This window comes from Amycolatopsis sp. NPDC003865, assembly GCF_053605345.1.
In genome coordinates, this window is sequence record NZ_JBSGJA010000013.1 from 112,313 (window position 1) to 125,395 (window position 13,083).

Sequence of the window (13,083 nt, forward strand, 5' to 3'; positions counted from 1 at the left end):
GCTCCATGAACCGGGCCCTCGGGGTGCTGACCTGCGGCGCCTTCCTCTCGATCGTGCTCGGGGTCCTCGGGTCCGGGGAGCCCGTGCTCTCGCTCGTGCTCGGCGCGGTGTTCGCCGTGTTCGCCACCGCGGGCTTCGGGTGGGTGCGCGCCCGCGGCCGTACGACGTGGGCGGCCGCGTACGTCGGTGTCCAGCTGCCGCTGGCCTTCGTGACCTTCACGATCAACGCCGGGGTCGGGACGACGCTGTTCCTCGTCGTGCTGGTCAGCCAGTGTGTGCTACTGCGGCTGCCGCTGCCGGTGGTCGCGCTGGTCATCGCCGTGGTCCCGCTCGTGCACCTCGGGATGTCGCTGGGCGAAGGCCTCCGGGAAGGCCTCGGCACCCTGGTTTCGGTCCTGTTCGCCGCCGTCATCACCGAGCTGCTGGTGCGCGAGCAGCGCTCGCGCGGCGAGCTCGCCGAGGCGCACGAGAAGCTGCGCGGCTACGCGACGCAGGCCGAGCGGCTGGCGACGGCGCAGGAGCGCAACCGCGTCGCGCGCGACATCCACGACGGGCTCGGGCACTCGCTCACCGTGGTCCAGATGCAGGTCAAGGCCGCGCGGGCGGTGCTGCCGACCGATCCGGGCAAGGCCGACGAGGTCCTGGCGAAGGCGCAGGAGCAGGCGGAAAACGCGCTGGCCGAGGTGCGGCGCTCGGTGAAGGCGCTGCGCGAGCCGCGGCCGGCGCCGCTGCCGGACGCCTTGCGCACGCTGGTCTCGGAAGCGGGCGTCCCCGCGGAGCTGACGGTCTCCGGTGCCGAGCGACCGCTTCCGGACGAGCACCGCGAAGCGCTGTTCCGGGCCGCGCAGGAAGGTCTGACGAACGTCCGCAAGCACGCGGCGGCCGGCCACGTCGACCTCGTGCTGGACTACGCCGACGCGTCCGTGCGCGTCTCGGTCCGCGACGACGGCGTCGGCACCGACGGCGCCGAGCCCGCCGGCTTCGGGCTGGTGGGGCTTCGGGAACGCGCCGAGCAGCTGGGTGGGAAACTCGCCTTCACCTCGACGGCGGGCGAGGGCAGCGCGCTGAGCATGGAGGTCCCGGGATGACGCCGGTGCGCGTCCTGCTCGTCGACGACCAGGCCCTCTTCCGCGAAGCCCTCGCCACGCTCCTGGCGACCCACGACGGCATCGACGTCGTCGGCGAAGCGGGCGACGGCGAGGAGGCACTGCGCCAGGTCGCCGCCCTCGTGCCCGACGTCGTCCTGATGGATCTGCGCATGCCGGTCCTCGACGGCGTCGGCGCGACCCGGCGGCTGCGCGGCGACCACCCCGGCGTCCAGGTCATCGCGCTGACCACCTTCGACGACGACGAAGACGTCTTCGCGGCGCTGCGTGCGGGCGCGGTCGGGTACCTGCTCAAGGACGTCTCCTCGGCGCGGCTGATCGAGGCGGTCCTGGCGGCCGCGCGGGGCGAGTCGGTGCTGCAGCCGTCCGTGGCGGCGAAGGTCGTCGCGCGGTTCGCGCAGCTGCCCGAGCCACGCCCCCAGCCGCTGGTGGTGCCCTTGTCGGAGCGGGAACTCGACGTGCTGCGCCTGCTCGCCGACGGCCGCAGCAACCGGGAGATCGCCGCGAAGCTGTTCCTCGCCGAGGGCACGGTGAAGAACCACGTGACGAACGTGCTGGGCAAGCTCGGTGCCCGCGACCGCACCCAAGCCGCGCTGCGAGCCCGGGACCTCGGCCTGCTCTGAGCCGCGGTCACATGACCCGGGTCATGACTTCCGGCACGTCCCGCCCGGGCCGGCACCCGGGATTCTCGTCCAGGACAAACCTGGAGGGAACCCATGACCACCACCGCACCGGCCCGGACCACCGGCCGCAAGCTCGCCCGGTTCACCGGCCACTACGTCGAAATGGTCGCCGCCATGCTCATCGGCATGGTCGCGCTGCACCCGCTGTGGCCGCCGTCCTGGCTGGAACGCGCGGACGTCGACGCGCTCGTCATGGCCACGGACATGACGATCGCGATGACCGCGGCCATGCTGCTGCGCCGGCACTCCCGGCCCCGCATCGCCGAGATGGCCGCCGCGATGTACCTGCCCTTCGTGGTGCTGCTCGTGCCGTACTGGCTCGGCGCGATCTCCAGCGGCACCCTGCTGGTCGCCGGGCACGTCGTCATGCTCCCGCTGATGCTGGCCGCCATGGTGTGGCGCCGCGCCGAGTACTGGCACTGACGTGCGGACCGTCCTGAAGTGGGCCGCCCTGGTCGTCGCCGTGCTCGCCGTCCCCGCCGTGGGCGCGACGATCTCCGCGCTGTCGGCTTTCCACGCCCTCTACGCCCCCGGCCCGGACCGGCCCGTGCCCGCCGCGGCACCGCCGGCGCACGACCCGGCCAAGCCGACCGCGGTGGTCGTCGTCGGCGACCGCGGGGCCGTCGTCTCCGACACCCTCGCGCCGTACGAGATCCTCGCGGCCACCGGCCGGTTCAACGTCTACACCGCCGCGCCGACGCGGGAGCCGAAGCCGCTGACCGGCGGCCTCGACCTCGTGCCCGACCTCAGCTTCGCCGACCTCGCCACCCGGCTCGGGCCGACGGCACCGGACCTCGTCGTCGTCCCGGCCCTGCCGGACGTCGGCGAGCCGAGCACCGAACCCGTGACGCGGTGGCTGCGCGCGCAGGCCGCGCACGGCGCGAAACTGCTGAGCGTCTGCAACGGCGGCGGCGTCCTCGCCTCGGCGGGCCTGCTCGACGGCAGGCCCGCGACCGCGCACTGGCTCAAGCTCGGGGCTTTCTCGAGCGACTACCCGGCCGTGCACTGGGTGCGCGGGCAGCGGTTCGTCGACGACGGCGACGTCGTCACCACCGCCGGGATCCTTTCCGGCATCGACGGGACGCTGCACTGGGTCGAACGGCTCGCCGGCCGCGAGGTGGCCGCCGACGCCGCGAAGGCGATCGGCTGGACCCGCTACGGCACCACCGTCGGAGTGCACGCACCGGAGTCGACACCGGACGCCGCGGCGATCGTCAACGCGGCCTTCCGCTGGGACCCGGACGAGATCGGCGTCCTGCTCGCCAACGGTGCCGGTGAGATCGAGCTGGCGTCGGTGTTCGACACCGAAGGCCAGTCGCTGTCCTCTCGCACCCTCGCCGTGAGCGCGGACGGCGCGCCGGTCCGGTCGCGGCACGGCCTGACGTTCCTGCCCCGGGCGACGCTCGCCGGCGCCGACCTCGACCGGCTGATCGTGCCGGGCGCGACGCGCGGCGTCACCGGGGGTCCCGAACCCGAGTACGTCCACGACCGGCCCGGCTTCGCCTACGACACCGCGGTGAGCGCGCTCTCCCGCCGCACGGACGTCGCGACCGCGCGGTGGACCGCGAAGGTCCTGGAGCTGCCCACCGACGGCGTCGGTTTCGAAGGCCGGGCCTGGCCGTGGCTGCCGACGGCGCTCCCGATCGCCCTGATCCTGCTGGGCGCGGCCGCCATCGTCGTCGTGCGCCGGGTCAGGGCGCCCAGGGCTGCGCGATCACCCAGCTGACGTCGTCGTTGTACGACCCGGCGGCGTCCCAGGCGTGGGCGCCGCTGGTGTCGGCGATGTAGAGGGTGTGGTCGTAGTGCCGCAGGTACTTGCCGGAGTAGTTGTACGAGCGGAACGACGTTCCTTGCCCGTTCTTCCCGGCGACCGGGCAGAACGTGGCGTCGGCACGGAAGGCCGTGCTGCCGTCCATCGGCTGCCGGTAGACCTGGAAGTCGAAGTGCCGCAGGAAGTCACCGGGGTAGTTGCGGGACTCGAACGACACGCAGGAGGCGTCGGCGAGTCCCTTCCGGACGATCCAGGTGGCGTCGTTCTTGTCCAAAGTGGAGCTGACCGGCGAGATCACCGCGTTGTCGTTCCGGTGCCGGATGTAGTCACCGGTGCAGCACGCGGTGGTCGCGCGCAGCGAGATCTCCGAGGCCGGGTTCAGCGTCCCGGTGGATCCGGTCGGGCCGCCGTAGCCGACGGAGACGACGTTCGCCTGGACCGCGTTGTCCGCCGCGTCGGTGGGCAGCCCGGCGGTCATCACGCCTTCGAAGAACGAGCCGATCGAGCCGTTGCTGTTGTCGCCGCCGGTGCCGAGGACGATCGCGCCTTCCTGGTGCATCGGCGAGTACCCGGCCCGGGTCGGCTCGGGGCCCGAGTACGTCGTCCGCAGTCCGCCGGACTGGGCGTTGCCGTCCTTGAGCGCGAAGAAGTTCTGGCCGTTGTTCTTCAGCAGCGCGGTGACGAACGGCGCCGTGGTGCCGGTGTTCGCGGTGTTCTGGCTGCCGCCGGCGCTGGACTGGAACAGCCCGTTCTCCAGGTCGGCCTGCACCCACGGACCCGCGCCGTAGCAGGGCTGGAACCAGCACTCGGTGCCGAAGTTGAGGGCGTCCATGTGGCCGTTGCCGGTGTCCTGGTTGTTCGTCTCGGCGTTGCCGTAGTCGAAGCAGCAGGCGCCGTTGACGTGCGTGCCGGAGGTGATCATGTACATGCCCTCGGGCTGGCCGTTCTTCGCGACGCCGGAGGTGGTGTTGTCGCGGTAGCCCATCCGGCCGGAGAAGGAGGCGCCGTAGACCTGGTGGCCGCCCGCCGTCACCGGCAGGGCGTCGGCGGGGACGCCGGTGTCCTGGCCGCCCGCGCCGCCGGGGCCTTCGATCGTCAGGTCGTTGTGCCGCGGGGACTGGTCGTAGATCTCGGTGATGAGGCAGGTCGTCCCGGCGCAGAAGGAGTCCTGGGCCGCGGCGTTGGCGTAGCCGCCGGCCGCCAGCAGGCCGATGTTCGTCTTCGCGCCGTCCGAGGCGCGCTGGACCTGGTACAGCGCGCCGTTGTAGGTGCCGTAGAGGGCGCGGGTGGTGCTGTGCGCGGCGACGCACGGCGTACCGGCGGCCCCGTAGATGTCGCACGGCAGCGAAGCCGCGGCCGAAGCCGTCGACGCCGTCGTCAGGCTCGCGGCGACGAGGGCGACGACACCCGCCAGCAGGCGCACGATCCGCCAGTGATTGTTAGCGCTAACATTTTTGCTGTCTCGACGTTGAGACACAAAAGCCTCCAGAGGGGGACCTGATGATGTGAGCGTTACCAGCGAGCACTATGCGGCTCGCCACCCCGGTTCGTCAACGCTCCGATTTGCCGCGAAACGGACGCCGGGCCAACGTAAAACGATTTAGGAATCGCCGCATCCGACGAAGCGATTCACCGGCCGTACGTCCCGGTGGAGTATTGCCAACGTGTGAGTTCGTGATTACAGTCACGTATCACGCTGTTTTGAAACGTTTTAAGTCTCGCCGCCCATCCCCGCCGTAAGGGAGCCCGCATGCTGCCCTCGAAGCTTTGGCGCGCGACCACCACGACGCTCGCCGCCGTCCTGGCCCTGTCGGCCGCGTCGGTCCCGCCGGCCGGTGCCGCGCCCCCGGTCGAGCTGACCGGTGCGCACTGGATCTGGTATCCGGAAGGCGACCCCGCGAGTTCCGCGCCGGCCGCGACCCGGTACTTCCGCACCACGTTCACCGCCCCGGCCGGCGTGGCCGGCGACGCCCGGTTCGTCGTCACCGGCGACGACACCGCCGACGTCTGGCTCAACGGCAAGCCCCTCGCCTCCTCCGCGCGGACCACGGACTCGTGGCGGTCGGCGCTGTCGGTCGACCTCGCACCCGCGCTGACCCCGGGCGCCAACACGCTCGCCGTCGCCGTCCGCAACTCCGGCGGCGCCGCCGGGCTGCTCGGCCGGTTGCGCGTGACGGCCGCGTCGGGCACCACCGACCTCACTACGGGCACCGGCTGGAAGAGCGCGACGACCGTGCCGGACGGCTGGGAGCAACCGGGCTTCGCCGACGGGACCTGGGCCGCGGCCAAGGACCTCGGCGCCTACGGCACCGGCCCGTGGGGAACCCGCGTCGGCACGCCGGGCCCTTCGGCGCCGACGCCGCTTTCGGTGGCGAGCGCGACGGTCGGGCAGCGCGTGAACCCGATCGGCGTGGACCAGCCGCGGTTCGGCTGGAAGCTCGCGTCGACGGCGGCGCAGCAACGGCAGTCCGCCTACGAGATCCTGGTGTCCGCGGGCGGCACGGACGTCTGGGACAGCGGCCGCGTCACCTCGGCGCAGCAGGCCGACGTCGCCTACGGCGGGCCCGCGCTCGGGTCGCTGACCGCGTACACCTGGAAGGTCCGCGTCTGGGACGGCCAGGGCCGGCTGAGCGGCTGGAGCCCGGTGCAGCGCTTCGAAACGGCGTTGCGCGACCCGTCGGCCGAATGGACCGGCGCCTTCCTCGGCCGCGCGACCGCGGGCCCGGACCTCGCCGGCGCGAACTGGATCTGGTACCCCGAAGGCGACCCGATGGGCGGGGTGCCGCCGGCCACCCGCCACTTCCGGAAGACCGTGGACCTGACCGCGGCGCCCGCGAAGGCGACGCTGGTGGTCACCGGCGACGACACCGCGACGGTGTGGGTCAACGGCACGCAGGTCAGCGATTCCCCACGCGTCACCGACTCCTGGAAGACCGCCGCCGTACTCGACGTCGGCGGCCTGCTCACCGCCGGCTCGAACACCATCGCGATCAGCACCGAGAACACGACCCAGAGCCCGGCCGGGACGATCGCGAAGCTGACCGTCCCGGGTGGACCGACCGTGGTGACCGACGGGTCCTGGAAGGCGAGCCAGACCGGCCCGGCCGGCTGGCAGCAGCGCGGGTTCGACGACAGCTCGTGGCCGGCGGCCCGCGCACTGACCGCGTACGGCACCGGCCCGTGGGGCGCGAACGTCGCGGTCAGCGCCCCCGCTCCCCTGCTGCGCAAGAGCTTCACAGTCTCGAAGCCGGTCGCGAGCGCGCGGCTGCTGACCACCGCCCTCGGTCTCCAGGAGACGCACCTCAACGGCGCCAAGGTCGGCGGGGAGGTCCTGGAGCCCGGCTGGACCGACTACACGAAACGCCTGCAGTACCGCGTATCCGACGTCACCCGGCAGATCCGCACCGGCGAGAACGTCCTCGGCGCCCTGGTCGGCAACGGCTGGTACTCCGGCAGCATCGGCATCGCCGGCAGCCAGAAGTACGGCACCGAGCCGTGGTACTCGGCGCAGCTGAAGCTGACGTTCACCGACGGTACTTCGACGACGGTCGCGACGGACGGCACGTGGAAGGCGGGCGACGGCCCGATCCGCGCCGACGACCTCTACCAGGGCGAAACCTACGACGCCCGGCTCGCCACCGGCTGGGACCGCCCCGGCTTCGACGACCGCGGCTGGGCGGCACCCCGCGTCAAGACCGGCGCCAAGCCGAACCTGGTGTCGCAAGTGGACAACGGTGTCACCGTGCAGCAGGAGTTCAAGCCGGTCGCGTGGACCCAGCCGAAGCCGGGGGTCTGGGTGGCCGACCTGGGCCAGAACTTCAGCGGCTGGAACCGGCTGTCCGTGACCGGCCCGGCCGGCACCACGGTCACCGTGCGCCACGCCGAGGTGCTCAACCCGGACGGCACGATCTACACGGCGAACTTGCGCGCGGCACAGGCGACCGACCGGTTCACCCTGGCGGGCACCGGCGGCGCCGAGACGTACGAACCGCGCTTCACCGTGCACGGCTACCGGTACGTCGAGCTGACCGGCCTGCCCTCGGCACCGACGCCGGCGACGCTGACCGGCCGGGCGATGTGGACCTCGGGCGCGCGGACCGGCACGTTCACCTCGTCGAACGCGCTGGTGAACCAGCTGCAGCACAACATCCTGTGGGGTGAGCGCTCGAACATGCTGTCCGTGCCGAGCGACTGCCCGCAGCGCGACGAGCGGCTGGGCTGGACCGGCGACATCGGCATCTTCGCCGGCACCTCGACGTTCAACCTCGACGTCGCGAACTTCCTCGGCAAGTTCAGCGACGACCTGGTCGACGCGCAGCACGACGACGGGTCGTTCACCGACGTCGCGCCGGGCGTGCTGAGCGGCTCGGGCACGGCGGGCTGGGGCGACGCGGGCGTCATCGTGCCCTACACGCTGTGGCAGCGCTACGGCGACACCGGCGTGATCGACGAGCACTTCGCGGCGATGGTGAAGTGGGTGGAGTACCTGCGCTCGACGTCCGGGGCCGACCTGATCCGCGACCACCAGACGTACGGGGACTGGCTCAACGTCGACGACAACACCGCGCAGGACCTCATTTCGACGGCGTTCTTCGCGTGGTCGTCCCGGCTGGTGTCGCGGATGGCCGCGGCCACCGGGCACACCGCCGAAGCGGCGAAGTACGGGACGCTGGCCGACCAGATCGGGGCCGCGTTCACGTCCCGCTTCTCGCAGGCCGACGGCACGGTGGGGTCGAACACGCAGACCGGGTACGTCCTGGCGCTGGCGTTCGGGCTGTTGCCGGCGGACCGGGTCCAGCCCGCCGCGGACAAGCTGGCCGCCCGGGTCGCGGCGGCCGGCGGGCACCTGAGCGTCGGGTTCCTCGGCGTGGAGAACCTGCTGCCGGTGCTGGCCTCGCACGGGCACGCGGACGTCGCGTACCAGGTACTGCTGCAGCCGGGCTTCCCCGGCTGGGGCTACATGATCGGCCACGGCGCGACGACGATCTGGGAGCGCTGGGACGGGATCAAGCCGGACGGCTCGTTCAACGACCCGGGCATGAACTCGTTCAACCACTACGGCCTCGGCTCGGTGGGCGACTTCCTGTACCGCTCGATCGGCGGGCTCTCACCGGCGTCCCCGGGATACGGGTCGCTGCTGGTGGCGCCTCAGCCGGGCGGCGGGCTGACGTCGGCGAAGTCGGCGTACGAGACGCCGTACGGGTCGGCAGTCAGCGACTGGTCGATCTCGGGCGGAAAGGTGACGCTGCGGGTGACGGTCCCGGCGGGATCGTCGGCGACGGTCAAGGTGCCGACGTCCCAGCCGGGTTCGGTGGTCGCGCCGCCGGAAGCGGTCCCGTCCTCGGCGGGTTCGTACTTCGTGCCCGCGGGTTCGTACGTGTTCACCGCTTCGGTGTGACCCGCAGAGGTTGCCTTGCTCGCGAAAACGCGAGCAAGGCAACCTCATGAAAGGGCGTGGTTACGCGACCGTGCGGAAGGGAGCTCGGGCCGACTTGGCCGAGCTCTCGCCCGCGGCCATGATCGTGGTGTCGAAATCAGGCGGCGGCGCGTTCCGCGGCACTGTGATCGAGACCGAGAAGCTACCATCTTTGCCTGCCTTGGCTTGCCCCGCCAGGGTGGCGTGGACGCTGATATCGACTGTTTCCCCAGGCCAGAACTTTGCGCCGGACACGGTGATCGCTTGCCCCCGCTTCGCGCTGTCACGAGAGAGCTTGATGGAGGGCGTCTGATCGACGACTCCGTTCTGCCATTGCTGTAGCTGCTGGTCGAACTGCTTCTGGTAGTCCGCCGCCGTGGCTTGGTCCGGATCATCCGGCGGTGACGTACTCCGAGCGACCTCCATGCAGTCCTTGACGATCTGCAGGGCAACAGGGGTATTTTCCTGCTCCGTCTTCTTGTAGGCGATCTTCAACGAAGCATCGGCTACGGACTTGAAGGTGCCACCCACGTCGCCACCGATCTCGGTGGTCGGACTTATCCCCCTCCCCTCGGTGCAGCCGACGTACTGGATGGCCATGTTGCTCAGGCATTTTCCGTTGTAAGGGTGCAGGCCGCCGGAACACGTCGGATCGGATGCGCATCCGGGAATGATCAGCACAACCAGAGGAAGCAGCAAGGCGAAAACGATCGTACGTATACGTTGAAACCTCGGAACAATGGTCCTTGAATCGATCATGTCGCGCCCTCCTTCGCGGGTGAAGCGAGGGATATTAGCGACACCGAAACAGAGGGCCATCAGCGGCCCTCATTAGAGGGTTCAATGATCCGAGGTGCGATGGCTGCGTTGATCTTAAAATGGCCGTTTCGGTAACTGGCTTTCCAGGTTCCGGGCCAGACGTTTCAGTACCGGCTCAGGCCGGCCGCACCGCGAACTTCACGTGAAAGTTGTCCAGAGTCGCCGGGAGTGGGCGGTCCGGGGCGAGCACGGGACCGGAAACCTGCTCGAAGTCGTGGTCGCGCAGCAGGTTCGCCAGCAGCGTGCTCGTGCAGAACTGGACCAGGTCGCGGCCGGGGCAGATCGCCGGGCCCGCGCTGAACGGCACCAGGGCCGGGTTCGCCTCCGCGCGGCCGTCCAGCCAGATGTCCGGCTCGAAGCGGTCCGCGTACGGCAGCTCCTGGTCACGGTGGAAGAACGGCGTGAAGATCAGGACCGTCGTGCCCGCCGGGCCCCAGCTCGTCTCCTCCGTCGTTTCGCGCAGGAGCATCGGCGTCGTCGGCCACAGCCGGATCGTCTCCAGCACGCACGCGCGCAGGTAGCTCAGCTGGTGCGGCTCCGCCGGGTCCGCCTCCGGCAGCTCCGCGCGCGCCCGGTCGAGCGCCGCCGGGTGGGTGGCCAGCACGGCCAGGGTCCGGAACGTCACCATGCCCGCCGCGTCGAAGGCGAACAGCCAGTGCGCCACCTGGTCCGTCGCCGTGCCGTCGTCGCCGGCCGACGCGATCGCCGCCGCCAGGCTGCCCGGCTCGGCGCGGCCGAGGTGCTCGGCCAACCGGGCGTGGAAGCGCTCGCGCAGCTGCTTGCGCCGTGGGTGCAGGTACGCCCAGTTCGCGTCCAGCCGCAGCCGCTCCAGCAGGCCGGTGAGCGTCTCGTCGTCGCGGGCGCCCGGGCCGAGCACGATCGTGCGCACCAGCCGCCACCACGCCACGGCGAACGTGTCCCAGTCCAGTTCGCTTTCGCCGAGCAAGACGGCGGTTTCGTCCGCGATCGCGCGGGCGAAGGGTGCCGCCAGCTCGTGCAGCGGGCGCCCGGGTTCGAGCACGGCCTCCGTGAACCGGCGCCGCGGACGGCGATCTTCGGCGTCGGAGATCAGCACGCCGTGCGGCTGGAAGTGACCCAGCGCGGCGCGTTTCTCCACTGTGGACGGGCTGAACGGCGACGGCGCGCCGGCCAGCAGCGTGCCGACGTCCTCGCCGGACAGGGCCAGCTCCACCGACCGGCCGGGGACGCGCAGCTTCAGCGGGCGTCCGTCATACCGGTCCCGCAACCGGGAGAGGAGTTTGACGGCCGGGCGGTCGACCTGCAGCTTGCCGGCCAGCCCCATCGCCGCCGGACGGCGTTTGATCACCCCGCCCGCGAGCGTGGGCAGCGCCACTTCGGCCGCGACGCGCAGGGTCTCGGTGACCGAGGCGGTCACCGGTCGGGTCGTCTGGGTGGACGTCATGGTGCGCGGTTACCCGGACGCGCCGGGCGGAAACACGGTCAGTGACGCAGGGCGAGGTTCAGCACGTCACCCGCGTGGTCCAGGCAGTCGGCGCAGATCACCGCGTCCCGCGCGGCGCAGTCGACCCGCAGCAGCGGGCGCCGCAGGCCGAGGAACGTCCGGCGCTCCCGGCGGCCGCAGAACTCGCACACCGCGGCCAGTGGCGAGGTCACCGCCGCCAGCACGTCTCCACTCGGCGTCTCGCGGTCCGCCCCGTCGCGCACGACCCGCAACCCGGCCCGGACGCACTCCACGCAGATCGGCCCGGCTTTGCCGGGGACGCGCGGGCCACGCACCGAGCCGCAGAACCGGCAGGGCCGTCCGGCCCCGTTCGCCGCCGTCACGCCGCCTCCTCACCGGTTTCGCCGCCCGCGCACCGGGAACCCCGGGCCCGACGTCACCTCCCGGCCACGCTACCCGCATCCGCGCCGGGCGGGGCATCGGCGGAACCCGGCTCACGCTCGGCCGGGTCCCGCGCGCACGGACCTCCCGCCCGGGCGGCACCACGGCACGAGCGGGCTGGAGGGAACGTTGTCCTCGTTGACCGTGCTGTTCGGGGTGGCCGGGCTGCTCGCCCTCGCCGCGGCGATCGTGCCGAAGCTCGTCGCCGACCGGCCGTTCTCGGTGCCGCTGGTGATGCTGATGGCCGGGATCGTCCTGGGCCTGCTCCCCCTGCCCGCGCCCTACGGCAACGGCTGGAGCGATCCCGCCGCGCACCTGCACGGCGTCGAATCCTTCACCCAGCTGGGGATTCTCGTCGCGCTGGCCGGGGCGGGCCTGTCCGTGGACCGGCCCTTCGGGCTGAAGCGGTGGGGCTCGACGTGGCGGCTGCTCGCGCTGACCATGCCGCTGTCGATCCTGGCGATCGCCGCGCTCGGGCACTGGTGGCTCGCCCTCACCCCCGGGGTCGCCCTGCTGCTGGCCGCGGCGCTGGCGCCGACCGATCCGGTGCTGGCGGGCGACATCGGCGTGCCGCACCCGGACGTCGAGCCGGAACTGGCCAGGGACAACGAAATCCGCTTCACCCTGACCACCGAGGCGGGGCTCAACGACGGGCTGGCCATGCCGTTCGTCCTGCTCGGGCTGGCGATGGCGGGCAGCAGGCCGGACCTCGCCCCCTCCTGGGTGCTCGTCGACCTGCTGCTGCCGGTCGTGACCGGCGTGGTGGTCGGCCTGGTCGCCGGGCGCGGCCTCGGCTGGGCGATCTTCCACACGTCGTCGGACCGGCTGCGGCTCGCCGAATACGGCGACGGCCTGGTGCTGCTGGCGCTCGCCTTTCTCCCCTACGCGCTTTCGGAACTGGCCCACGGCAACGGGTTCGTCGCCGTGTTCACCGCCGCGGTGGTGGTCCGCAAGCAGGAGCGGGAGCACGACTACCACGGCGTCCTGCACGCGTTCGGCCACCAGCTGGAACGGCTCTTCGTCCCGCTCGCCCTGCTGGGGCTCGGCCTCGCCATCGGTGACGGGCTGCTGCGCGGCCTCCGTCCGCTGGAAGTCGTCCTCGCGGTGGTCGCGGTGCTGGTGGTGCGGCCCCTGGTCGGGTGGGTTTCCCTGCTCGGCTCTTCGGCGGGCCGGCCGGGGACGCTGGCCATCGCGTTCTTCGGCGTCCGCGGCATCGGCACGCTGTTCTACCTCGCCTACGCGCTCGACCGGCTGCCGGTGGCTCGGCAGGACGCGCTGTGGCGGGTCGGGGCGCTCGCCGTGGCCGTGTCGGTGCTGGTCCACGGCATCCTCGCGGAGCCGGCCATCCAGCGGATCGAGCGGAGGGGCGGCCACCTGCCCGCCCACTGACCCCGGTTGGCGGGCCCGCCGGCGGGGTACCCGGC

General features: G+C 71.9%; 10 protein-coding genes. 6 read left to right on the forward strand and 4 right to left on the reverse strand.

What is annotated here, in order from left to right:
- Positions 1-5 precede the first annotated feature (5 nt).
- From ACWEVP_RS28740 to ACWEVP_RS28755, 4 genes are all read left to right on the forward strand, one after another.
- Complete coding sequence (locus tag ACWEVP_RS28740) at positions 6-1,088, forward strand: sensor histidine kinase (RefSeq protein ID WP_452065686.1); 1,083 nt, start codon at positions 6-8, stop codon at positions 1,086-1,088.
- A complete protein-coding gene (locus ACWEVP_RS28745) occupies positions 1,085-1,729 on the forward strand; it encodes a response regulator (RefSeq protein ID WP_452065687.1) in 645 nt (214 codons plus the stop codon). Before ACWEVP_RS28740 ends, ACWEVP_RS28745 begins: the two co-directional genes overlap by 4 nt.
- A 93-nt stretch (positions 1,730-1,822) precedes the next feature.
- Entirely contained in the window at positions 1,823-2,212 is a 390-nt protein-coding gene (locus ACWEVP_RS28750; protein ID WP_452065688.1) for a hypothetical protein, read from the forward strand.
- 1 nt (position 2,213) lies between these two features.
- Positions 2,214-3,515 (forward strand): GlxA family transcriptional regulator, encoded by a 1,302-nt coding sequence (locus ACWEVP_RS28755; RefSeq protein ID WP_452065689.1) that lies wholly within the window; start codon positions 2,214-2,216, stop codon positions 3,513-3,515.
- On the opposite strand, the gene ACWEVP_RS28760 is transcribed toward ACWEVP_RS28755, so the two are convergent.
- Positions 3,481-4,983 carry an alpha-L-arabinofuranosidase B gene (locus tag ACWEVP_RS28760; RefSeq protein ID WP_452065690.1) on the reverse strand — a complete coding sequence of 501 codons (1,503 nt, stop codon included), beginning with the start codon at positions 4,981-4,983 and terminating at the stop codon, positions 3,481-3,483. The genes ACWEVP_RS28755 and ACWEVP_RS28760 overlap by 35 nt on opposite strands.
- Before the next feature lie 327 nt (positions 4,984-5,310).
- On the opposite strand from ACWEVP_RS28760, the gene ACWEVP_RS28765 reads away from it, so the two are divergent.
- Entirely contained in the window at positions 5,311-8,958 is a 3,648-nt protein-coding gene (locus tag ACWEVP_RS28765) for a family 78 glycoside hydrolase catalytic domain (protein WP_452065691.1), read from the forward strand.
- A 60-nt stretch (positions 8,959-9,018) separates the two neighbouring features.
- On the opposite strand, the gene ACWEVP_RS28770 is transcribed toward ACWEVP_RS28765, so the two are convergent.
- From ACWEVP_RS28770 to ACWEVP_RS28780, 3 genes are all read right to left on the reverse strand, one after another.
- Positions 9,019-9,735, reverse strand: a complete 717-nt coding sequence (locus ACWEVP_RS28770; RefSeq protein ID WP_452065692.1) for a hypothetical protein — start codon at positions 9,733-9,735, stop codon at positions 9,019-9,021.
- Between the two features lie 175 nt (positions 9,736-9,910).
- The gene (locus ACWEVP_RS28775) at positions 9,911-11,218 is read right to left on the reverse strand and encodes a cytochrome P450 (RefSeq protein WP_452065693.1); all 1,308 of its coding nucleotides are present in this window, start codon (positions 11,216-11,218) and stop codon (positions 9,911-9,913) included.
- A 38-nt stretch (positions 11,219-11,256) separates the two neighbouring features.
- Positions 11,257-11,601, reverse strand: coding sequence for a hypothetical protein (locus ACWEVP_RS28780; RefSeq protein WP_400872985.1), 345 nt, complete (start codon positions 11,599-11,601; stop codon positions 11,257-11,259).
- Between the two features lie 187 nt (positions 11,602-11,788).
- On the opposite strand from ACWEVP_RS28780, the gene ACWEVP_RS28785 reads away from it, so the two are divergent.
- Positions 11,789-13,048, forward strand: coding sequence for a cation:proton antiporter domain-containing protein (locus tag ACWEVP_RS28785; RefSeq protein WP_452065694.1), 1,260 nt, complete (start codon positions 11,789-11,791; stop codon positions 13,046-13,048).
- Positions 13,049-13,083 lie beyond the last annotated feature (35 nt).